Source organism: Paraburkholderia sp. UYCP14C (assembly GCF_004197395.1).
GTDB lineage: Bacteria > Pseudomonadota > Gammaproteobacteria > Burkholderiales > Burkholderiaceae > Paraburkholderia.
The window spans coordinates 73,211-95,021 of record NZ_SELS01000023.1; the positions used below are offsets into that span (position 1 = coordinate 73,211).

Annotated in this window: 24 protein-coding genes; 20 read left to right on the plus strand and 4 right to left on the minus strand. The window is 66.4% G+C overall.

Annotated elements, in window-relative coordinates; translation table 11 throughout:
* Positions 1-109 precede the first annotated feature (109 nt).
* From EVC45_RS21805 to rfaE2, 6 genes are all read left to right on the plus strand, one after another.
* Positions 110-1,093 carry a fumarylacetoacetate hydrolase family protein gene (locus tag EVC45_RS21805; RefSeq protein ID WP_129960313.1) on the plus strand — a complete coding sequence of 328 codons (984 nt, stop codon included), beginning with the start codon at positions 110-112 and terminating at the stop codon, positions 1,091-1,093.
* Between the two features lie 202 nt (positions 1,094-1,295).
* A complete protein-coding gene (locus EVC45_RS21810) occupies positions 1,296-2,549 on the plus strand; it encodes an ABC transporter substrate-binding protein (RefSeq protein WP_129960314.1) in 1,254 nt (417 codons plus the stop codon).
* Between the two features lie 54 nt (positions 2,550-2,603).
* Complete coding sequence (locus tag EVC45_RS21815; protein WP_129960315.1) at positions 2,604-3,461, plus strand: enoyl-CoA hydratase/isomerase family protein; 858 nt, start codon at positions 2,604-2,606, stop codon at positions 3,459-3,461.
* Positions 3,462-3,543: 82 nt separating this feature from the next.
* Entirely contained in the window at positions 3,544-4,341 is a 798-nt protein-coding gene (locus EVC45_RS21820) for a PhaM family polyhydroxyalkanoate granule multifunctional regulatory protein (protein ID WP_129960316.1), read from the plus strand.
* A gap of 591 nt (positions 4,342-4,932) precedes the next feature.
* Positions 4,933-5,808 carry a ferritin-like domain-containing protein gene (locus EVC45_RS21825; protein ID WP_129960317.1) on the plus strand — a complete coding sequence of 292 codons (876 nt, stop codon included), beginning with the start codon at positions 4,933-4,935 and terminating at the stop codon, positions 5,806-5,808.
* Positions 5,809-5,962: 154 nt separating this feature from the next.
* Positions 5,963-6,445 carry a D-glycero-beta-D-manno-heptose 1-phosphate adenylyltransferase gene (gene rfaE2, locus EVC45_RS21830; protein ID WP_129960318.1) on the plus strand — a complete coding sequence of 161 codons (483 nt, stop codon included), beginning with the start codon at positions 5,963-5,965 and terminating at the stop codon, positions 6,443-6,445.
* A gap of 68 nt (positions 6,446-6,513) precedes the next feature.
* Here rfaE2 and EVC45_RS21835 read toward each other — a convergent pair whose 3' ends face one another.
* From EVC45_RS21835 to EVC45_RS21845, 3 genes are all read right to left on the minus strand, one after another.
* The gene (locus EVC45_RS21835; RefSeq protein WP_129960351.1) at positions 6,514-6,753 is read right to left on the minus strand and encodes a hypothetical protein; all 240 of its coding nucleotides are present in this window, start codon (positions 6,751-6,753) and stop codon (positions 6,514-6,516) included.
* 89 nt (positions 6,754-6,842) lie between these two features.
* On the minus strand, positions 6,843-7,682 hold the full coding sequence (locus EVC45_RS21840) for a type III pantothenate kinase (protein ID WP_129960319.1): 840 nt from the start codon (positions 7,680-7,682) through the stop codon (positions 6,843-6,845).
* Positions 7,679-8,617, minus strand: a complete 939-nt coding sequence (locus tag EVC45_RS21845; protein WP_129960320.1) for a biotin--[acetyl-CoA-carboxylase] ligase — start codon at positions 8,615-8,617, stop codon at positions 7,679-7,681. Before EVC45_RS21845 ends, EVC45_RS21840 begins: the two co-directional genes overlap by 4 nt.
* A gap of 145 nt (positions 8,618-8,762) precedes the next feature.
* Between EVC45_RS21845 and EVC45_RS21850 the strand changes: the two genes are divergently transcribed.
* The 10 genes from EVC45_RS21850 (at position 8,763) to EVC45_RS21895 (ending at position 17,553) form a co-directional block, all read left to right on the plus strand.
* The gene (locus EVC45_RS21850) at positions 8,763-9,896 is read left to right on the plus strand and encodes an ABC transporter permease (RefSeq protein WP_129960321.1); all 1,134 of its coding nucleotides are present in this window, start codon (positions 8,763-8,765) and stop codon (positions 9,894-9,896) included.
* Positions 9,893-10,771, plus strand: coding sequence for an ABC transporter ATP-binding protein (locus tag EVC45_RS21855; protein ID WP_129960322.1), 879 nt, complete (start codon positions 9,893-9,895; stop codon positions 10,769-10,771). Before EVC45_RS21850 ends, EVC45_RS21855 begins: the two co-directional genes overlap by 4 nt.
* 46 nt (positions 10,772-10,817) lie before the next feature.
* Positions 10,818-11,798: an MlaD family protein gene (locus tag EVC45_RS21860; protein ID WP_129960323.1), complete on the plus strand. Its 981-nt coding sequence runs from the start codon at positions 10,818-10,820 to the stop codon at positions 11,796-11,798.
* A 30-nt stretch (positions 11,799-11,828) separates the two neighbouring features.
* Complete coding sequence (locus EVC45_RS21865; RefSeq protein ID WP_129960324.1) at positions 11,829-12,455, plus strand: ABC-type transport auxiliary lipoprotein family protein; 627 nt, start codon at positions 11,829-11,831, stop codon at positions 12,453-12,455.
* A gap of 31 nt (positions 12,456-12,486) precedes the next feature.
* Positions 12,487-13,644, plus strand: a complete 1,158-nt coding sequence (locus EVC45_RS21870; protein WP_129960325.1) for a VanZ family protein — start codon at positions 12,487-12,489, stop codon at positions 13,642-13,644.
* 135 nt (positions 13,645-13,779) lie between these two features.
* Positions 13,780-14,103, plus strand: a complete 324-nt coding sequence (locus tag EVC45_RS21875; RefSeq protein ID WP_129960326.1) for a ferredoxin — start codon at positions 13,780-13,782, stop codon at positions 14,101-14,103.
* 32 nt (positions 14,104-14,135) lie between these two features.
* Positions 14,136-14,780: an alpha/beta hydrolase gene (locus EVC45_RS21880; RefSeq protein WP_129960327.1), complete on the plus strand. Its 645-nt coding sequence runs from the start codon at positions 14,136-14,138 to the stop codon at positions 14,778-14,780.
* A gap of 320 nt (positions 14,781-15,100) precedes the next feature.
* Complete coding sequence (locus tag EVC45_RS21885; protein ID WP_129960328.1) at positions 15,101-16,330, plus strand: D-alanyl-D-alanine carboxypeptidase family protein; 1,230 nt, start codon at positions 15,101-15,103, stop codon at positions 16,328-16,330.
* Positions 16,331-16,343: 13 nt separating this feature from the next.
* Positions 16,344-17,312 carry a D-amino acid aminotransferase gene (locus tag EVC45_RS21890; RefSeq protein WP_129960329.1) on the plus strand — a complete coding sequence of 323 codons (969 nt, stop codon included), beginning with the start codon at positions 16,344-16,346 and terminating at the stop codon, positions 17,310-17,312.
* Entirely contained in the window at positions 17,284-17,553 is a 270-nt protein-coding gene (locus EVC45_RS21895) for a DUF493 family protein (RefSeq protein ID WP_129960330.1), read from the plus strand. The genes EVC45_RS21890 and EVC45_RS21895 overlap by 29 nt, the downstream gene beginning before the upstream one ends.
* A gap of 21 nt (positions 17,554-17,574) precedes the next feature.
* Here the strand turns inward: EVC45_RS21895 and EVC45_RS21900 are convergent, their stop codons facing one another.
* The gene (locus tag EVC45_RS21900) at positions 17,575-18,558 is read right to left on the minus strand and encodes a transcriptional regulator GcvA (RefSeq protein WP_129960352.1); all 984 of its coding nucleotides are present in this window, start codon (positions 18,556-18,558) and stop codon (positions 17,575-17,577) included.
* A gap of 98 nt (positions 18,559-18,656) precedes the next feature.
* Here EVC45_RS21900 and EVC45_RS21905 point away from each other — a divergent pair, with 98 nt between their 5' ends.
* The 4 genes from EVC45_RS21905 (at position 18,657) to ugpQ (ending at position 21,703) form a co-directional block, all read left to right on the plus strand.
* A complete protein-coding gene (locus EVC45_RS21905; protein ID WP_062125729.1) occupies positions 18,657-18,983 on the plus strand; it encodes a DUF2917 domain-containing protein in 327 nt (108 codons plus the stop codon).
* Positions 18,984-19,102: 119 nt separating this feature from the next.
* Positions 19,103-19,828, plus strand: a complete 726-nt coding sequence (lipB, locus tag EVC45_RS21910; RefSeq protein ID WP_129960331.1) for a lipoyl(octanoyl) transferase LipB — start codon at positions 19,103-19,105, stop codon at positions 19,826-19,828.
* A gap of 16 nt (positions 19,829-19,844) precedes the next feature.
* Positions 19,845-20,852, plus strand: coding sequence for a lipoyl synthase (lipA, locus tag EVC45_RS21915; protein WP_129960332.1), 1,008 nt, complete (start codon positions 19,845-19,847; stop codon positions 20,850-20,852).
* A gap of 98 nt (positions 20,853-20,950) precedes the next feature.
* The gene (gene ugpQ / locus EVC45_RS21920; RefSeq protein WP_129960333.1) at positions 20,951-21,703 is read left to right on the plus strand and encodes a glycerophosphodiester phosphodiesterase; all 753 of its coding nucleotides are present in this window, start codon (positions 20,951-20,953) and stop codon (positions 21,701-21,703) included.
* Positions 21,704-21,811: the final 108 nt, after the last annotated feature.

Genomic DNA, 21,811 nt, shown 5'->3' on the forward strand with positions numbered 1-21,811 from the left:
GCGTTAGTGACGGTGACAACGACGACGAACACGCAGATATTGGGCCGCGCCGATTCACCATCGTAGAATAGATTCCTTCCATCGTCACTCATACACGGTTCACAGCTCTATGAAACTTGCCTCGCTGAAGGACGGCACGCGCGACGGTCAACTGATCGTCGTGTCCCGCGACCTGCACACGGCGGCCATCGCCGACGCGATCGCGCCCACGCTGCAGCGCGTGCTCGACGACTGGGCCTTCTACGCGCCGCAACTGCACGACCTCTACGACGCGCTGAATCAGGGCCGCGCGCGCAACAGCTTTTCGTTCGACGCGAAGGAGTGCATGGCGCCGCTGCCGCGCGCGTTCCAGTGGGCCGACGGCTCGTCGTACGTGAACCATGTCGAACTCGTGCGGCGCGCGCGCGGCGCGGAAATGCCGCCCGAATTCTGGACCGACCCGCTGATGTACCAGGGCGGCAGCGACGACTTCATCGGTCCGCGCGACGACGTCTTGTGCGCATCGGAAGAGTACGGCATCGACTTCGAGGCCGAAGTCGCGGTCATCACCGGCGATGTGCCGATGCGCGCGACCCCGGAGCAGGCACTGCGCGGCGTGCGGCTGGTGACGCTCGTCAACGACGTGTCGCTGCGCCACCTGATCCCCGCCGAACTCGCGAAGGGCTTCGGCTTTTTCCAGAGCAAGCCGGCCACCTCGTTCGCGCCGGTCGCGGTGACGCCCGACGAGCTTGGCGAGCACTGGCGTGAGGGCCGCGTGCATCGGCCGATGATCGTCCACTGGAACGGCAAAAAAGTCGGCCAGCCCGATGCGGGTACCGACATGGTGTTTCACTTCGGCCAGCTGATCGCGCATGCGGCGAAAACGCGCAATCTGCGTGCGGGTTCGATCGTCGGTTCGGGCACGGTATCGAACAAGGACGCGAAGCGCGGCTACTGCTGTATCGCCGAGAAGCGCTGCCTCGAAACGATCGAGCACGGCGCGCCGCAAACTGAGTTCATGAAGTATGGCGACACCGTGAAGATCGAAATGTTCGACGAGGCGGGCAAGTCGATTTTCGGTGCGATCGAGCAGAGCATCGCGCCGCTCGAATGACGCGGCGGTGACGCGGTAGTGCGTTGACGCGGCGGCACGCGCAAAAGGGTTTCGCCCGATGCCGCCACCTGCGCACGCGGCTACACTGACTGGCGCGCCGGCTGGGACGGCGCGAATGGCGCGAACGGCGGATAGCGTGCAGCAACGCATCGGTAGCACATCGGCAATACATCACAACGAAAACCCGACGTGAGGAGACGGCATGCCGCGATTGGACTTCCCCGCAGATGAACATCGGCGCGCTTGCGCATCATCGGTTCACGCGCGCACGAGCGCATGTGGTGCGCATCAACGCGGCTCGCGCTTCGCTCGGCGCGCCGCGACGCTGTGCGCCGCGCTCGCCTGCGCGTTGCCGCTGACATCGTTCGCGCAGGTGAAGATCGGTCTCGTGCTGTCGCTGACCGGGCCGGCCGCGTCGCTCGGCATTCCCGCGCGCGACACGGTCGCCCTGCTGCCCAAACAGATCGGCGGGCAGAACGTCGAGTACATCGTGCTCGACGATGCATCGGACACCACCCAGGCGGTGCAGGACACCAAGAAGCTGATCAGCGAGAATCACGTCGACGCGATCATCGGCTCGTCGATCACGCCGAATTCGCTTGCGATGATCGACGTGGTCGCCGAGGGTGAAACGCCGATGATCTCGCTCGCGTCGTCCGCGAAAATCATCGAGCCGGTCGACGCGAAACGTCGCTGGGTCTTCAAGACGCCGCAGACGGACGCGATGATGGCTTCGGCGATCGCCGAGCATGCGAGCGGACACGGCGTGAAGACGATCGCGTACATCGGCCAGGCCGACGCGCTCGGCGAGACGTTCTACGCCGAGGTCGCGAAGTTCGCGCAGCTGCATCACATCGACGTGGTGGCGAGCGAGCGCTTCAATCGCACCGACCCGAGCGTGACCGGACAGGTGCTGAAGATTCTCGCGACCCACCCGGATGCAGTGGTGGTCGGCGCGGCCGGCACGCCTGCCGCGCTGCCGCCGAAAACGCTGCGCGAGCGCGGCTACAAGGGCGTCATCTATCACAACCACGGCGTCGGCAACAACGACTTCCTGCGCGTGTGCGGCGCCGATTGCAATGGCACGTTCCTGCCCGCGAGCCCGGTGCTGGTCGCCGCGCAATTGCCGGCCGATCATCCGGCGAAGCGTCTCGCGCTCGAGTACATCGCGCGCTTTGAGGGGCTGCACGGCGCGGGCAGCGTGTCGGCGTTCGGCTCATACACGTCGGACGCGGGCGCGTTGCTCGAGCATGCGATTCCGCTCGCGCTGAAGGCCGGCGCGCCCGGCACGCCGCAGTTTCGCCGCGCGCTGCGCGACGCGCTCGAAGGAAGCCGCGGGCTCGCGGATACCAACGGCGTCGTCAACATGAGCGCGGCCGATCATCTCGGGCTCGATCAGCGCGCCCGCGTGATGGTCGAAATCACCAATGGCAAGTGGCTTTATCAGCCGCATTGAACGGGTCGCGACGTTTCGCGCGCGACTGAACGAACCTCTTCCGGACTGCTCACCATGGCTCAGTCATCGCAACCGAACGACGCGTACTATGCGCACTATCAGTCGCTGCGTTTGCAGCGTCATCCGCACGGCGTGCTCGAAGTCGTAATGAGCGGCGAGGGCGCGAACAAAAGCGGGCTCGCGACCGCGGACGCGCGCATGCATTACGAGCTCGCGGAGATCTGGCGCGACATCGATCGCGATCCCGACACGCGCGTCGCGATCATTCGCGGCGAGGGCAAGGGCTTTTCGGCCGGCGGCGATCTGCAGCTCGTCGAAGACATGGCGAACGACTTCGAGGTGCGCACGCGGGTGTGGCGCGAAGCGCGCGACCTCGTCTATAACGTGATCAACTGCGGCAAGCCGATCGTGTCGGCGATGCATGGTCCGGCGGTCGGCGCGGGGCTCGTCGCCGGGCTGCTCGCCGATATCTCGATCGCGGCGAAGACGGCGCGCATCATCGACGGGCACACGCGCCTCGGCGTCGCCGCGGGCGATCATGCGGCGATCGTCTGGCCGCTGCTGTGCGGCATGGCGAAGGCGAAGTACTACCTGCTGCTGTGCGAGCCGGTGAGCGGCGAGGAGGCGGAGCGCATCGGGCTCGTGTCGCTCGCCGTCGACGAAAGCGAACTGCTGCCGAAGGCGTTCGAGGTCGCGCGCAAGCTCGCCGACGGGTCGCAGACCGCCATCCGCTGGACCAAGTACGCGCTGAACAACTGGCTGCGCACCGCTGGGCCGGCGTTCGATACGTCGCTCGCGCTCGAATTCATGGGCTTCGCAGGGCCCGACGTGCGCGAAGGCCTGAGCTCGTTGCGCGAGCGTCGCGCGCCCGATTTCGGCGCGGCCGGTCCACGTCACGACGAACAACCTTGATGTCATATCCCAAACGGTATGATCGAATCAACGCGCGCGGCGTCGCGCGCTCTACCTATCATCCAGCACCGAGGCGACAACCATGACCGACACCACTGGCTCCGCGCCGCCCTTTCCCGGCTTTCCCGGTTTTCCGCCCGCTGAAATGCTCGATCGCATGTGGAGCATGATGCGGCTGTCGCCGTTCGGCGCCGCCATGACGGGCGCGCAGCCGGCTGGCGGCACCACTCCGTCGCTGTCGATGATGTCCGACATGATGGCGCCGCTCACGAGCGTCGAGGAACTCGACAAGCGCATCACCGACATGCGCGCGGTCGAGCAATGGCTGAAGCTGAATCTGAGCATGCTGCAGTCGGCGACCCAGGCGCTCGAAGTGCAACGCGCGACGCTCTCGACATTGCGCGCGTTCGGCGCGTTCGCGCAGTCGTCGATGTCGCAGGCGGCGGCGGCTGCGTCGGGTCCGGCCGCGAGCGACACGCCGAGCCCCGCACCGAGCCCTGCGCCGGCGCCGAGCTGGGCGAAGCCGGCCGAGCCGGCGCCCGAAAGCGCCGCGCCGGCCGACAGCGACGCAGAGGAAGCGCCCGCCACGCCTGGTTTCGACGCATCCGCGTGGTGGAATCTGCTGCAATCGCAGTTCAACCAGATCGCGCAGTTCGCGATGACGCAGCCTTCCGTCGCGGTTGCCGCAGCGGGCGGGGGCACGCAAGGGACGCCGGAACCGGCTAAGGCGGCGAATGCGTCGGGCGCGCAAGCACCGGCCGCCGCCGCGCAAAGCGCAAAGCCCGCCGCCAAACGGCCGGCCGCGAAGCGCGCCGCGCCGTCGGCCAAACGCGCGTCCGGCGCGGGGACGAGCGCGGCAACGCCGAAAAAATCGACCTGAGCGGGCGGTGCGGGCAACGCGCCCGCACCCGGCGCGACAGCGACAGCCAGGACAAATGGAGCGCGGCCGAGTCCGCGCTTCCCCTTCTACCTGTCGCTCCACGAATCACTTCGCGATAACGAAGACAACTCATCGCCGCCGTTTTTGCCGTATTCCCGCACCGGCGATTTCGACCCGCGCAAATCGCCGACTTTATTGAGAGAAGTCAATGCCAAAGCGCGCTCGCGCGGCTTCTGTCACGGGTTTCGTGGGAGGCGCGTGCTATCATTGTCTAAGCTTGATCTGGCTTTGGGGCGTGCGCTGAAAACAACCAATCCCGCCGTCCTCGCGTCATTCGCAGACTGGCTCGACCTCAGGCAAAGGGTATTCCTCACCCACGGTTGGCCGCGGCGCCCGATTCACGATTCACGATTTACGCTTCAGGCGCCAATACAACAGCCCGGACTTCTTTGCTGCCCGATGCTTCTGGGCGGCCGGTTAACGCGTAAAATTGAATGCTTGGCCGATAAACGGCACGCCCGTTCGTCGTAGGTAAAAACGGCTACACGTAGCAACAGACACACACAGTATGTGCAGAACAGGGGTGGGACTATGAACACCATGCTTTATCCGGAACTTTATAAATCGCTCGAATCCGTTCGATGGGACATGGAGAAGGACATTCCCTGGGACAAATTCGATGCATCGCTATTGACCGACGAGCAGGCCGAGACGATCAAGATGAACGCGATCACCGAATGGTCGGCGTTGCCCGCCACGGAAATGTTTCTGCGTGACAATCATCACGACAGCGATTTTTCCGCATTCATGAGCGTGTGGTTCTTCGAGGAGCAGAAGCACTCGCTGGTGCTGATGGAATATCTGCGCCGCTTCAAGCCGGAAATGTGCCCGACCGAAGAGGAACTGCACGCGGTGCGCTTCGAGTTCGATCCCGCTCCGCCGCTTGAAACGCTGATGCTGCACTTCTGCGGCGAAATCCGCCTGAATCACTGGTATCGCCGCGCCGCCGAATGGCACACCGAGCCGGTCATCAAGCACATCTACGAAACCATCTCGCGCGACGAAGCCCGCCACGGCGGCGCGTATCTGCGCTACATGAAGAAGGCGATGGCGCAAACCGGCGACATCGCGCGTGCCGCGTTCGCGAAGATCGGCGTGCTGATGGCCTCGGCGCGTCGCACCGAAAAGCCGCTGCACCCCACCAACCTGCACGTGAACCAGGCGCTGTTCCCGCGCGACACGATCCAGTCGCGTCTGCCGGATCCGGAATGGCTCGAACGCTGGCTCGACGAGCAGATCCGTTTCGACGACGGCTGGGAAAAGAAGGTCGTCGAGCGCATTTTGCACAACCTGTCGCTGTTGTTCGAACGCACGTTCAACACCGCGCAGGAATTGAACCGTTATCGCAAGGAAGTGGTCGCGCGTCTGCAGGCCGCTGAGCAAAACCCGGCGCAGCAGCCGGCGTAACGGCTCGAGCGGCTTCAGCACCGTTTCAAAAGGCGGTCCGGCAAGCGTGAGCTTGCCGGACCGTTTTGCTTCGCGCCGTCCAGCGTGTATCGTGACGGCACCTCGCCTTCCTCTGCCCGCAATTCCTTAACTCCCCCAACTCTGTGACCGTGCGATGACCGCCATCTTTGAACGCAAGATTCTGACGCGCGATGCTCTCGCGAAGCTGCGTCCTTCGCTGCGCGCGCCCGTCGTGTTTACGAACGGCGTGTTCGATATCCTGCATCGCGGTCACGTGACTTATCTGGCCGACGCAAAGGCGCTGGGCGCGTGCCTGATCGTCGGTGTCAATAGCGACGCATCGGTGCGGATGCTGGGCAAGGGCGACGACCGGCCGATCAATAACGAGGCCGATCGCATGGCTTTGCTCGCGGCGCTGGAAAGCGTCGACTACGTGGTGGGCTTTGGCGAGAAGACGCCGGTGGAGCTGATTTCCGCGCTGCGCCCGGACGTGCTCGTGAAGGGCGGCGACTACGACATGGACGCGCTGCCCGAATCGGCACTCGTGCGCGGCTGGGGCGGCAAGGCGCTCGCAATTGCGTTCGAGCACGATCGCTCGACGACCGCGCTGTTGAAGAAGGTGCGTACGCAGGGGTGATGCCGCGCGCCGCCGCGGCAACGCGCAGCGGCCGGCTGGACCGCTAACCGTACGCGTCGCTCACCTGATTACTCCGGCAGCTCCGAGGTCGAGATCGGCGCCTGCGGCGCGGGTCCGCCGACCACCGCCTGATCGGACGCATCGGCGGCGCTGACCGGCCGCACCGTCAGCCAGTCCGGATGAATCTGGCGGGTCAGATAATTCGGCTCGCGTCCGTGGGAACTGGTTGACGGGCCGAAGGCGCCACGCAGCGCGACGAAAGCCAGCACGTTGACAACAATCAGAATGGCAATCGGCCAGCGAAGCATCGTGGGTGTTTCCAATCCAGAGAGAAGTTGAGCTTGGGGCGTCAAGGAGAAACTCGGGTACCCGTAAAACACCCGCTCGCGGCCGGCAATCAGCCGCTTCGGCGCGCCGAATCCTCGGCTGCGATCAGCGCGAGCCCCGACAGAACCAGCGAATCGTGGCGAGTATGCGGCACTTTCAGTGCGCTCGCCACCGCGTCGGCGGCGCCGCCGCTGACCACGAGACGCACCGGCACCCGCCACTCATCCTGCAGATCGCGCCACATCCGTTCGATCAATCCCGCCTGTGCCAGCGTGCAGCCCGCCGACAGCGAGCGCGGCGTATCCGTCGCGAAGAACGGACCGCGACGGGGCGCGTCGGCGGTATCGGCCGGGTCTAGCAGACCGCGTGCATGGGCGGAGTCGAGCGTCGGCAGTTGCGCGGTGTGCTCGCCAAGCGAGCGCATCATCAGCGTCCAGCCCGGCGCAATCAATCCGCCGATAAACGCGCCGTCCGCGCGCAACGCCTCGAGCGTGGTCGCGGTGCCGAAGGTCGCGAGCAGTAGATGTTCACCGGGAAACGCCGCGTGCGCGCCGATCACGCCGGCCCAGCGGTCGCTGCCGAGCGAGTGCGGTGTCGTATAGCAATTGGTCACGCCGCATTGATGCGCGCTCGCGCGGATCGTCGTGAGCGGCAGTTGCGGCCAGTGAGCGTCGACCAGCGCGGCGATGTGGGCCGCGACCTCCGCGCCTGCGACGTTGGAGAGCCACGCTCCACATGGCGTCGGCCAGTCGGCCCAACCGGGTTGCAAACCAGAACGCCCATGAGATACGGCAACGTCGTCATGCGCCAGCGCACCGCTCGCCAACTGCGTCCCGTCCGGCTGCACCAGCGCCCACTTGATCCGACTATTGCCCGCGTCGATCAGCAGATACGGCGCGCGCTGCGTCATGCGGCACCGTCGGCGAGGCGCAGCGACACGTCGCCGGTCGCGATGCTCTGGCGCCCTTCGGCCGTATCGAGCAGCAACTGGCCGCGTTCGTCGACGCCCGCCGCCACGCCGCGCGCGAGCTCCTGGCCTTGCTCGAGCAGCACGACGTCGCGGCCCGCGTACGCATGCACCGCGTTCCAACGCGGCTGGAACGGCGCGAAGCCTTCGGCGCCGAAGCGCTGCAGCATCGGTTCGAGCGCGTTCAATTCCGCCGCCAGCGTATCGGTCAGATTCGCGTTCGGCAGCGCGCGCTGCAACGCGGTCGGCACGGCGCCGCGCGCCTGCGGCGGTACTTCGGCGTTCAGCGCGCCGACCTTCGCTGCGAGTTCATCGGCCCCCTTCACATTAGTGCCGATGCCGATCACGACCGCGCTCGCGTCGTCGGTGCTCCACGCGGTTTCGATCAGGATGCCGGCGAGCTTGTCGCCTTCGAGCAGCACGTCGTTCGGCCACTTCAGCGCGAACTGTCCGGGAGCGGCGACCGGCAGCGAGCGCAGCCCGTCGACGAGCGCGACGCCCACCGCGAGGCTCAAGCCCGCGAGCCCTTCGAGCGGTCGCGGCAGTACGCACGCGACCGAAAACAGCAACGCGTTGCCTGGCTCCGCGTACCACGGGCGCCCACGGCGGCCGCGTCCGGCGGTCTGCAGATACGCGACGCGCACGATCGGCCGCGGCAGCGCGTTCGCCCGTCGCGGCAGTGCTTTCATGTGGGTCATCAGATCGGCGTTGGTCGAGCCGGTTTCTTCGACGATTTCGATCGGCCAGTCGTGCGCATGCGCGCCGAACAGCTGGACCGCGCGTTCGCGATCGATGCGCCAGTCGGTCGACGCCGACGACGAGGCCGCGGGCGCGCTTGTAGCAGCGGGCGGGGAGGCGGGAGTCTTGGAGGCATTCATGACTCATATTGTAGCCACAGCGAACCCGCGCGGAACCCGAATCCGGACCGTAAAGATCGACGCGAATCGATGTGCATCAGTGCGGACCGGCGGCCGAGCCTTCGTTACAATGGCCCCTAATCCGATAACCAGATTCACGCGATCCTTGAACTACGACACTCCGCCCGGCCTTGAAGTCGCGGCCGGCAGCCAAGGCAAGATCGTCCGTCTCTCGGGCCAGTGGACGGCGCTCGCGCTCGCGCGCGATCGCGCCACCGGGCAAGTGATTCCGCAACTGCGTTCGCTGACCGGCGCGCAAGGCATCGGCGGGTGGGATCTGTCGCGCGTCGACAGGATGGACCACGTCGGCGGCCAGGCGCTGTGGCGTGTGTGGGGCCGCAAGATGCCGCCGGGCACCGCGCTCACCGACACGCAGCGCGACATTTTCGAGCGCATCGCGCTGCTCGACACGGTGCGCGAGAGCGCCGAGCCGGTCACCCGTTTTGATCCCTTCACGCGTCTCGGCCTCGGGCTGTTCTCGTTCGTCGAGCACATGCAGGGTGGCGTCGCGATGCTCGGGCGCTTCGTGCTCGATCTGCTGGCGATCGTGCGCAAGCCGAAAATCACGCCGTGGACCGAAATCTCCGCGAACATCTACAACGCCGGCGCCCGCGCGCTGCCGATCACCGCGCTGGTCGCATTCCTGATCGGTATCGTGTTGAGCTATCTGTCGGCACAGCAATTGCGCATCTTTGGCGCGAACCAGTTCATCGTCAATATTCTCGGCCTCGCGGTGATCCGCGAACTCGGCCCGGTGCTATCGGCGATTCTGGTGGCGGGCCGCTCGGGCTCGGCGATCACCGCGCAGATCGGCGTGATGCGGGTGACCGAGGAGCTCGACGCGATGCGCGTGATGGGCATCCCGCACGGTTTGCGGCTGATCCTGCCGCGCGTGATCGCACTGGCCGTCGCGATGCCGCTGCTCGTGATGTGGACCAACATGATCGCGTTGACCGGCGGCGCGCTCGCCGCGAAGCTCGTGCTCGGCATCGACATGAGCTTCTTCGCGCGGCAACTGCCCGTCGTCGTGCCGATCGCGAATCTATGGATTGGCCTTGGCAAGGGCGCGGTATTCGGTATGCTGATCGCGATCGCCGGCTGTCATTTCGGCTTCCGTATCAAGGCCAATTCGCAGAGTCTCGGCGAAGGCACGACGACTTCGGTGGTCACGTCGATCACCATCGTGATTCTCGCGGACGCGGTGTTCGCGATCCTTTTTCAGAACGTGGGGCTCGGATGATCGCGCCACTGACCGAAGCCGTCCGCGGCCAGCCCGTACCGTCGATCGCCGAGCCGGTGATCGAGGTGATCGACATCACCAAGCGCTACGGCCGCAACATCGTGCATCAGCATCTGAGCCTCGACGTGCGGCGCGGCGAGATCGTGTCGATCGTCGGCGGCTCGGGCTCCGGCAAGACCACGCTGGTGCGGCAGATACTCGGCCTCGAACGACCGTCGCGGGGCACGATCAAGCTGTTCGGCGAAGACCTCTCGACGATCTCGCCCGAAACCGCGCTGCTGATGCGCAGCCGCTCCGGCATGCTGTTCCAGCGCGGCGCGCTGTTCTCGTCGCTGTCCGTGTTCGACAACGTCGCGCAACCGGTGCGCGAGCTCGGCAAGGTGCCCGAAGACCTGCTGCGCGACATCGTGATGCTGAAGTTGGAAATGGTCGGGCTGCCGTGCAAGCACGCGTCGAAGATGCCGTCGGCGCTGTCGGGCGGCATGATCAAGCGGGTCGGCATCGCGCGCGCGATCGCGCTCGAACCCGAACTGCTGTTCCTCGACGAACCGACCGCCGGCCTCGACCCGCAGGCGTCCGACGAATTCGTCGAGCTGATCTCCGGGCTGCACCGCGCGCTCGGTCTGACGGTCGTGATGGTCACGCACGATCTCGACACGATGGTCGCGCTGTCGACGCGCGTGGCCGTGATTGCCGATCGCAAAGTGCTCGTCAACGCGCCGGTCGAGGAGGCCGCGGGCGTCGACCATCCGTTCATCCGCGAATATTTCCTCGGCCTGCGCGGGCGCCGCGCGCTGCAGGCGCTGCCGCCCGAGCGCCGCGCAAAGCTGCCGCAGGCGGCGCTCGAGCCGGCGTCGTCCGAGTTGCCGCTGTGAGGCCGGCCGCCATCAAGCGGGCCGCTATGATCCAGGAAAACTGACAATGGAAAACAAAGCGTATGCGTTCTGGGCCGGGCTTTTCACGGTCGTGTTGACGGCGGCGATCGCGCTGGCGGCGTACCTGTTCAACGTCGACCGCACCGTGCGGGTGCCGTACGACCTGATCGCGCGCACCAACGTGACCGGCCTCTATGCGGACGCCGCGGTGCGCTTTCGCGGGCTCGACGTCGGCCGCGTGCAGTCGATCAAATTCGACCGGACGCATCCGGGGCAGATCCTGATCCGCATCATGGTCGACGTGCACGCGCCGATCACCCATTCGACGTTCGGCAGCCTCGGCTTGCAGGGCGTAACCGGCATCGCCTTCATCCAGCTCGACGATACCGGGCGCGACCTGACGCCGCTGCCGTCGTCGGCGCAACAGGTCGCGCAACTGCCGATGCGCCCGGGCCTGCTCGACCAGTTGCAGCAACGCGGCGACATACTGCTGCGCAAGCTCGAAAAAGTCACCGACAACGTGAACGACATGCTGTCGCCTGAAATGGTCGAACAGCTGCACGAGACGGCGGCGAACATCGCGCAGGCTGCCTCGGGCGTCGCGACGCTGACTCAGGAAATGGCACCCGTCGCCAGCAAGCTGCCCGGCACGATCGACCAGCTGAACCACACGCTCGCGTCGACCAACCAGATGATCACGAACCTGAACCGGCCGGACGGCCCGCTCGACCGCAATCTGAACAAGGTCGGCACGGCCGCGCAGCAGGCGGGCGATGCGCTCACGCAGATGAACGCGTCGCTGCAGGACCTGTCCGCGCGGGTCGGCTACGAGACGCTGCCGCGCGTCAATTCGCTCACCGAGGACGTGCGCGCGGCCGCGCAATCGATCGACCGCGCCGCCGACACCTTCAACACCAATCCGCGCAGCGTGCTGTTCGGTGCGCCGCGCCCGGCGCCGGGTCCGGGCGAGGCCGGCTTCGCGTGGCCCGCCGCTGCGGCCGCGCCCGCAGCCCCCGCAGCCCAATAAATCCGCAGGCCAGAACAGAGGAAGATGCCCATGTCACGCTCGATTCACCGACTGTTGTCCTCGCGCGCCGCGCTCGCGGCGCTGCTCGCGTTCGGCGTGCTGGCGACGGGCTGCGCGGGCACGTCCGCGGTGGTGTCGGACGTCCGCTACGACTTCGGGCCGCCGCCGCAGAGCACCGCCGCGAGCCGGCTGCCGGCCGTCAAGGTGCTCGAGGTCAGCGCGCCGTCCGTACTCGAATCCGACCGGCTGATCTATCGGCTGAGCTACGCCGAAGCGCAGCAGACCGCCCCCTACGCCAACAGCCACTGGACGATGATGCCGTCGCAATTGCTGACGCAGCGCCTGCGCAACACGCTGAGCGAGCGCGGCACCGTGCTGACGGGCGCCGACGGCGTGGTCGCGCCGGTGCTGCGGGTCGATCTGACCGAATTCGAGCAGGTGTTCGACAGCCAGACGGACAGCCACGGCGCGATCACCGCGCGCGCGACGCTGATACTGGGCGGCAAGGTGGTCGGCCAGCAGACCTTCGTCGCGCGCGCGCCCGCGCATTCGGCCGATGCGGCCGGCGGCGCGCGGGCGCTCGCCGCGGCCAGCGACGACCTCGTCGCGCAGATCGCCACGTGGCTCGGCTCGCAGGCGCTGGTCGCCGCGCAATGACAGGCGGGCAGCGCACGTATCGGAGCGCTGCATGAGCGAACGCCCCTGGCTGCGCCGCCCGTCGGCGCTGGCCCGTCAGGCGCTGCTGCTGTACACGGCGCTGATCGTCTACGGTTCGTGGTATCCATTCTCGGGCTGGCGCTCGCTCGGCCTCGCGCCGTTTGCCTATCTGTTCGATCCGATGCCGCAGTATCTGACGGCGTTCGACGTCGTCACCAACGTGCTCGGCTATCTGCCGTTCGGCGCGCTGGTGGTGCTGGCGGTGTATCCGCGCTGGCGCGGCACGCTGGCCATCGCGCTCGCGTTCGTGCTCGGGGCATTGCTGTCGGGCACGATGGAAGCCGTGCAGACCTATCTGCCGACGCGCGTCGCCTCCAACCTCGACCTTGCCGCCAACACGCTCGGGGCGCTGGTCGGCGCGGCGACGATGTCGCCCTTGACCGGCGCGCTGCTCGATCGCGGTTTGCTCAGGCGTTTGCGGCTGCTGTGGTTCGAGCGCGGCCATGCGACGCTCGTGTGCCTCGTCGCCGCGTGGCCGTTCGCGACGATGTACCCGGCGCCGCGTCTGTTCGGCCTCGGCAACTGGCCGCGCGCGCTGTGGCAGAGCTCCGATCCGGCCACCCAGGACGCGCTGCTCGCATGGACTCCGTCCGCGTGGCACGTCGGCGCCTGGGCGGCGGCCGCCGCCGCGGGGCTGCCCGACGACACGTGGGAAGCGCTGATCACGACGCTGAACCTGTTCGCGGCGCTCGCGCTCGCGTCGCTGCCGACGCGCCGGCAGGCGCCGCGCGTGCGCTTGCTGTTCGTGTTCATCGTCGCGACCTTGTGCGTGAAGGTCGGCGCGACGTTTCTGCAATCGCAATCGGGCCTTGCGTTCTACTGGGCGACGCCCGGCGCGCTGATTGGACTCGTGTGCGGCAGCGTCGCCGCGCTTGCCGCGCTACCGTTGCGGCGGCGCGTGCGCGCGACGCTCGCCGGGGTCGCGCTGGTCGTCGCGCTGGTGTTCGTCAATCTGCTGCCGGTGAATCCGTATTTCGACGCCGTGCTCGCCGACTGGCGACAGGGTCGCTATCTGCATTTCAACGGGCTCGCGCGCTGGCTCGCCTGGATGTGGCCCTATGCGGCGCTGGTGTGGCTCGCGTTCGCGGTCGAGCGGGCGTGGCTGAAGCGGCGCGCGAAGCCGGTGTGACGTGCTTGCGCGCCGGCCGCCGGGCGCCGACGCCTGCACAGCCCGGTCGCTATAATCGTCCGCACGACGGGCGCTGCGGCATACCGCGTGCTGCCAGTGCCATTGCCCCCTTTCAGGCTTGCCTCCCCGGACATCATGGATTCCTTCTACAAGCACCACGTTTTCTTCTGTCTGAATCAACGCGACCCCGGCGCCGACCGCCCGAGCTGCGCGAACTGCAACGCGCAGGCGATGCAGGAATACGCGAAAAAGCGCGTGAAACAGCTCGGCCTCGCCGGTCCGGGCCAGGTTCGCATCAACAAGGCCGGCTGCCTCGATCGCTGCGAACTGGGGCCGACGCTCGTCGTGTACCCCGAGGCCGTCTGGTACACCTATGTTGACGAGAGCGATATCGACGAGATCGTCGAATCGCATCTTGCGAACGGCAAGATCGTCGAGCGTCTGAAGATCGATCAATAACGCGAACCACGAAACGATCCACAGGCATCCCGATGAATGTCAACACGAAGAAGTATCTGATCGACGGCCCGGTCGGCAAGATCGAGGTCGCGCTGGACCTGCCCGACGCGGCGCGCGAAAAAAGCGCCGCGCCGCGCGGCATCGCGCTCGTCGCGCATCCGCATCCGCTGTTTGGCGGCACGATGGACAACAAGGTCGCGCAGACGCTCGCGCGCACGCTCGTGCAATTGAACTACGTCACGTACCGGTCGAATTTCCGCGGCGTCGGCCAGACCCAGGGCGAGCACGACGCGGGCGTCGGCGAGCGCGACGATCTGTGCGCGGTGCTCGAACACATGCGCGCCGATCCGGACTATGGCGATCTGCCGCTCGTGCTCGCGGGCTTTTCGTTCGGCACCGTGGTGCTGTCGCACGTCGCGGCGAAGCTGCGCAAAGAAGGCCGGGAAATCGAGCGCATCGTGTTCGTCGGTACCGCGGCGAGCCGCTGGGACGTCGCGCCCGTGCCCGACAGCACGCTCGTGATTCACGGTGAAGTCGACGAGACCGTTCCGCTTCAATCCGTGTTCGACTGGGCGCGCCCGCAGGAACTGCCGGTGGTCGTGATTCCGGGTGCCGAACACTTTCTGCATCGTAAGCTTCACATCCTGAAGCGGATCATCGTCGACGCCTGGCGCTAAAACGCGCGACGCGCGTTTTGCGGGGGACAGGTGCGCGCAAACGTGTGCAAATCCACGACACACGCGCGAAAGTGACCAGGTAGCGCGCGTATAATGAGCGCTCTTTTTTTGGGCACAGCGCCGCCCAGCCGGCAGAATCGCGCGCCGCGGAGTCATTTCGCGGGAGGGCGCGGCCGGGTGCGCGGCGCTGTGCTCGCGAACCGCTTGCGTCGCCATCAGTCCAACGGGCGCCCGCCGTTTTACGGCCAGAAGCCCCGCCGACCGGCTCCCCCAACTCCGCGCGCTGTCGCGCAACGTTTTTTTCCGCACGAATCGACCCTATGCGTTTCTCCTCCTCTGGCCGCACGTCATTCCCGTCAGTCGCTTCTTTCGTTCCCACTTCGCTCAATCGCGCCATCGCCGTCGGCCTCGTGCTGCCGGCCACGCTCGTCGCGAGCAGCGCGTTCGCGCAGGTGCCGCCGCCGGGCGTCAACGCGCGCTCGTGGGTGCTCGTCGACGCGACCAGCAACCAGGTGCTCGCGTCCGCCAATGCCGACGAGCGCGTCGAGCCGGCGTCGCTCACCAAGCTGATGACCGCTTATCTCGTGTTCGAGGCGCTCGACACGAAGAAGATCACGATGGATCAGAGCATCGAGCCGAGCGAAGCCGTGCGGCGCGTGCGCAACGACGAATCGCGCATGTTCATCGAGGCGCTCAAGCCGGTGACCGTGCACGACCTCGTGTACGGCATGATCGTGCAGTCGGGCAACGACGCGGCGATCGCGCTCGCCGAACTGGTGGGCGGCAGCGAAGCGCAGTTCGTCGACATGATGAACAAGGAAGCGCAGAAGCTCGGCATGACGCACACGCATTTTGCCGACGTGAACGGTATGCCCGACCCGCAGCACTACACGACCGCGGGCGATCTCGCGATCCTGTCGGCGCGCCTGATCCGTGACTATCCGGACTACTACAACATCTTCTCGGTCAAGGAATTCACGTACAACAAGATCAAGCAGCCGAACCGCAACCGTCTGCTGTGGATCGACCCGACCGTCGACGGTCTGAAGACCGGCCACACGCAAGCGGCCGGCTACTGCCTGATCGCGAGCGCGAAGCGTCCGCTGCCGGGCGCGACCGACGCGTCGCGCCGTCTCGTCTCGGTGATGATGGGCGAGCAGAAAGAGCATGACCGCGTGCAGGACAGCCTGAAGATGCTGAACTACGGCTACACCGCCTACGACACGACGCGCCTGTACAAGGCGAACCAGGTCGTGGCCACGCCGCGCGTCTACAAGGGTTCGCAGGACAGCGTGCAGGTCGGCGTGAAGGGCGACCAGTACGTCACGCTGCCGAAGGGCGCGGCCGACAAGGCGAAGCCGCAGATCGAACTCAACGATCCGCTCGTCGCGCCGATCGCGAACGGCCAGCAGGTCGGCACCGCCAAGTTCGTCGCCGACGGCAAGGTGCTCGCGCAGTTCCCGGTGGTCGCGTTGCAGCCGGTCCCGCAAGCCGGTGTGGTTGGCCGCGTGTGGGATTCGATGATGCTGATGTTCAACAAGAAGAAGTAAGGGCTACGCCGCAATGACCGCTGTCTCCGAGGTCTCGCCGGACCCGATCGTTTATCTGAACGGCGAACTGGTGCCGTTGTCCGAGGCGCGCGTGCCGGTGCTCGACCGCGGCTTTATTTTCGGCGACGGCATTTACGAAGTGGCGCCGTTGTATGCGCACGCGAGCGGGCGCCGTACCGCGTTTCGTCTGACGCAGCATCTGGCGCGTCTCGCGCGCTCGGTCGGCAAGATCGGCATCGCCAATCCGCTCGACGACGCCGGTTGGCGCGAGCTGATCGAACGCGTGGTCGAGGCCAACGAAGCGGACGGCGGCTTGCGTACCAATCAGGACGCGATCGCCTACATCCAGGTCACGCGCGGCGTCGCGAAGCGCGCTCACGCGTTCCCGGCCGGCGTGAAGCCGACCGTGTTCGTGATGGTCACCGCGCTGAACCTGCCCGCCGCCGCGCAGCGCGCGAGCGGTGTCGCTTGCGTGAGCGCCGAGGATCGTCGCTGGCTCAATTGCGACATCAAGTCGGTGTCGCTGCTCGGCAACGTGCTGATGGCGCAATACGCGGCCGAAAACGACGCCTTCGAGACGCTGCAGTTCCGCGATGGTTTGCTGACCGAAGGGTCGTCGTCGAACGTGTGGATCGTGAAGAATGGCGTGGTGGCCGCGCCGCCGCGCAGCAACAAGATTCTCGAAGGGATCCGCTACGGGCTCATCGAGGAACTGACGGCCGAATGCGGTATCCGCTTCGAAGCACGCGACATCACCGAGGCGGAAGTGCGTGCGGCCGATGAAATCATCGTCAGCTCGGCGACCAAGGAAGTGCTGCCGGTCACGCGGCTCGACGACGCGCCGGTCGGCACCGGCCGGCCGGGTGCGGTGTTTGCGGCGCTGTATGCGGCGTATCAGCGAGCCAAGGCGGCTGAAGCCGCCGCGGCGGACGCTGTGGAAGAAGGAGTAGAGAATGAATCCCGAGAACGACTCACTGTTTGAATTTCCCTGCGATTTCCCGATCAAGATCATGGGCAAATCGCATCCCGAGTTTGCCGCGACGATCGTCGAAGTGGTGCGCGTGTTCGATAGCGAGGTCGATGCTTCTCGGGTCGAAACGCGGCCGTCGAGCAGCGGCACCTACACGGGGCTGACCGTCCACGTGCGCGCCACCAGCCGCGCGCATCTCGACGACATCTATCGCGCGCTGACCGGCCATCCGATGGTCAAGGTCGTGCTGTAACGCCGCGCGCGATTATCTACCTCACGGCGCGACGCGCAACGCGTCCGCCGGCGCTTGCTCCACCGCGAGGCGCGCGCACGCCGCGGGGCCCGCCTCGCAGGCGAGATCGAACAGCAGCCTGAAGCGCGCCACCTCGTCGAACACCCAGTCGCGAAACGCCTTGACCCGCGCGGTCTCCAGCATCTGCGGCAGACAGACCAGATAGTATTGCCACGGGCTGGGCCCATCCACATCGAAGAGCCGCACGAGCCGGCCTGCCGCGATTTCGTGCATCGCCAGCGAGCGGCGCGTCAGCGCGACCCCCTGGCCGTCGACGGCCGCCTGCAGCAGATTCGACGAATCCTGATACAGCACGCCGCGCTTCGGCTCCGGCCAGTCGGTGAGTCCGGCGGCGTCGAACCACGGGCGCCATAGCTCGTCGTCGGAGCGCAGCAGCGGGACCTTGGCGAGATCGGCCGGGGTTTGCGGCAGCTTGCCGCCGTTGAAGTTGGGAGAGCAGGCCGGGAAGAAAATTTCGTCGAGCAGCAGCTCCGCGTGCAGCCCCGGATATTTGCCGAAACCAAAACGGATCGCGACGTCGACGTCGTCGCGCGCGAAGTCCGTCAGCGCATTGGTGGTCAGCAACTCGAGATCCCACTGCGGATGCGCCTCGATGAAGCTGCCGATGCGCGGCGTCACCCAGCGCGCCGCGAACGACGACAGCATCGATATCACGAGACGCCGCTCGCGGTCGCCGGCGCGGATCGCGCGGGTCGCATCGACGAGCTCCATCAGCGCGGCGCGCACCTGGGTAGCGTAGCGGCGGCCGGTTTCAGTGAGGCGCACGCGCTTGCCGTCGCGCGCGAACAGCGACACGCCGAGTTCGGCCTCGAGCGCGCGGATCTGGTGGCTGACTGCGCCGTGCGTGACGAAGAGCTCGTCGGCGGCGCGCGAAAAGCTTTCGTGGCGGGCGGCGGCTTCGAACGCCTTGATCGCGTTCAGGGCGGGGAGTTGACGCAGGTCCATCGCAATATTTCTCACATAGACGTGAAAATTGATCGTTTTGCCCAAGTCCTTGCTGCACCTAGGATTCTAGTCAGGAAACGATTTTTGGCGAGGGCATTATGCGAGAAATTTCCTCTAGCATTGCATATGAAATCCGCACCGGCGACACGCTGCCGCTGAAGGTGGCACGCAGCACGAAGTTGCGCGTGCATGGCGGCGCGGTGTGGGTCACGCGTAGCGACGACACGAAGGACTACTGGCTGCAGCCCGGCCAGACGCTGCATCTGCGGCGCGGCGAGCGGCTCTGGCTCAGCGCCGAAGGCGCCACGTTCGCGAAGGTTGCGTTCTCGGTGCCGACGCGCTGCGACGAGCGCGCGCTGAACTGGCTCGCACGCATCGGCGAGCGCTGGATGATGCGCGTGCGCGGCGGCTGGCGCACGGTTTGAGCGGGGCGCGGCGGCAACGCTGTGCTTTACGAGAGGGCTGGCGGCGCGCCAGCCCCGCTGCGCCAGGTTTCCCGTCCCCTCGGGCGCGGTTTCCGAGATTTCGGTAAACTCCCGGAATCATGTGCGCCACCCCGGTTTCTCCGTCTCCTCTTCCTGCCATCGAGCCGCCTACGCTGCGCTGGCTCGGCCGCAAACCCTACCAGACCAGTTTCGACGCGATGCGCGCGTTCACCGACGCCCGTACCGCCGACACCCCTGACGAAATCTGGCTCGTCGAACATCCGCCCGTCTTCACGCTCGGCCAGGCCGGCGATCCGGCACACCTGCTCGCGGCCGATAGCAAGATTCCGCTCGTCAAGGTCGACCGCGGCGGGCAGATCACCTATCACGGGCCCGGCCAGGTGGTCGCTTATCTGCTGCTCGACCTGCGGCGGCGCAAGCTGATGGTGCGCGAACTGGTCAGCCGGATCGAGCAGGCCGTGATCGACACCCTGGCGGCGTATAATCTCGCCGGAGAACGCAAGGCGGGCGCCCCCGGCATTTACGTGGCGCCCGGGCCCGAGGCCGGGCCGCATGTCGGCGCCAAGATCGCGGCGCTTGGCCTGAAAATCCGCAACGGCTGCAGCTATCACGGGGTAAGTCTGAACGTGAACATGGACCTGCAACCGTTTCTCGCGATCAATCCATGCGGCTACGCGGGGCTCGAAACAGTCGACATGGCGACGCTTGGCGTCGCCGCCGGCTGGGACAACGTGGCCCGTACCCTCGCAGCAAGTCTCACCGCCAACCTCGACGGCAATCCCGCGGCCGTCGCCCAACCGCAGACCGGTGCGCTCACCGCCTGATGACTGGATCGAACGAATGACTGACATAACCGCGAATTCCGCAGCAGCCACCCCCGCGCCCGAAAGCGTGCCGGCCCCCGCCGCCTACGACGCTACCGCGAAGCAAAAAGCGCAAGCCAAGACCGCGCGCATCCCGATCAAGGTCGTCCCGATCGAAAAGCTGAAGAAACCGGACTGGATCCGCGTGAAGGCGGCCACCGGCAATTCGCGCTTCTACGAGATCAAACAGATCCTGCGCGAGCACAATCTGCACACGGTGTGTGAAGAGGCGAGCTGCCCGAACATCGGCGAATGCTTCGGCAAGGGCACCGCGACCTTCATGATCATGGGCGACAAGTGCACGCGCCGCTGCCCGTTCTGCGACGTCGGCCACGGCCGTCCCGATCCGCTCGACGCCGACGAACCGGCCAATCTCGCGCGCACCATCGCCGCGCTGAAGCTGAAGTACGTGGTGATCACCAGCGTCGATCGTGACGATCTGCGCGACGGCGGCGCGGCGCACTTCGTCGAATGTATTCGTCAGACGCGCGAGCTGTCGCCGGAAACGCGCATCGAAATCCTGACGCCGGACTTCCGCGGCCGCCTCGACCGCGCGCTCGGCATCCTGAATGCCGCGCCGCCCGACGTGATGAACCACAACCTCGAAACGGTACCGCGTTTGTATAAGGAAGCGCGCCCGGGGTCGGATTACGCGCATTCGCTGAAGTTGCTGAAGGACTTCAAGGCGCTGCATCCGCACGTCGCGACCAAGTCCGGTCTGATGGTCGGCCTCGGCGAAACCGAAGAGGAAATCCTGCAGGTGATGCGCGATCTGCGCGAACACGACGTCGACATGCTGACGATCGGCCAGTATCTGCAGCCGTCGGAGCACCATCTGCCAGTGCGCTCGTACGTGCATCCGGACACCTTCAAGATGTACGAGGAAGAGGCGTACAAGATGGGCTTCACGCACGCCGCGGTGGGCGCGATGGTTCGTTCGAGCTATCACGCCGACGTGCAGGCGCATGGAGCCGGCGTAGTCTGACGCGCAGGCGCCTCGCATTCAATCCGCAGAAACGAAAAAGCCCGCCGATGTGCGGGCTTTTTACTTGGACCGCTGTTCTATCAGCAAGGGAAAAACCCGTGGCAACTCCGATGGATCGCGCAACCTCCGCGCAATGGCCTTATCCGCGGCTGATCGCGCACCGCTGCGGCGGCACGCTGGCGCCGGAAAACACGCTGGCCGGTTTCGACGCGTGCGTGCGCTACGGCTACCGGATGGTCGAATTCGACGCGAAGCTGTCCGCCGACAACGCCTTGTTCCTGCTGCACGACGACACGCTCGAGCGCACGACCAACGGCCACGGGCCTGCGGCCACGCACACATGGCAGCAACTCGCCGCTCTGGATGCCGGCGCATGGCGCGGCGCGGAGTTCGCCGGCACGCGGCTGCCGACGCTGGCCGACGCGGCCGAGCGTTGCGCGCGCGACGGCATCGCCGCGAACATCGAGATCAAGCCGTGTCCGGGCCGCGAAGTCATCACCGGCACGCTGGTCGGCCAAGGCGCGCTCGCGCTGTGGCAAGGGCAGACGGCGCCGCTGCTGTCGTCGTTTTCGTTCGACGCGCTCGCCGCCGCGCGCGCTGCCGCGCCGTCGCTGCCGCGCGGCATGCTGTTCGAGCAGGTGCCGGCGGACTGGCTGCGCATCGTGCGCGAACTCGACTGCGTGTCGCTGCACGCGAGTCACCGCTTTCTGACTGAGCCGCTGGTCGCGCAGATCCGCGCGGCCGGCCTGCGGGTGCTCGCCTACACGGTGAACGATCCGGCGCGCGCACGGTTGCTCGAAGCATGGGGTGTCGACATGATCTGCACGGATCGGATCGATCTGCTCACCTGATCTGAAGTCGCGCTCGCGAGCTCCGCACAAACCCCTGCGGGTTTCCCCGCAACCGCGCGCACACTGGTTTCCGGATTCCCCGACAGCGCTCGTCCGGATTTCCGGAAA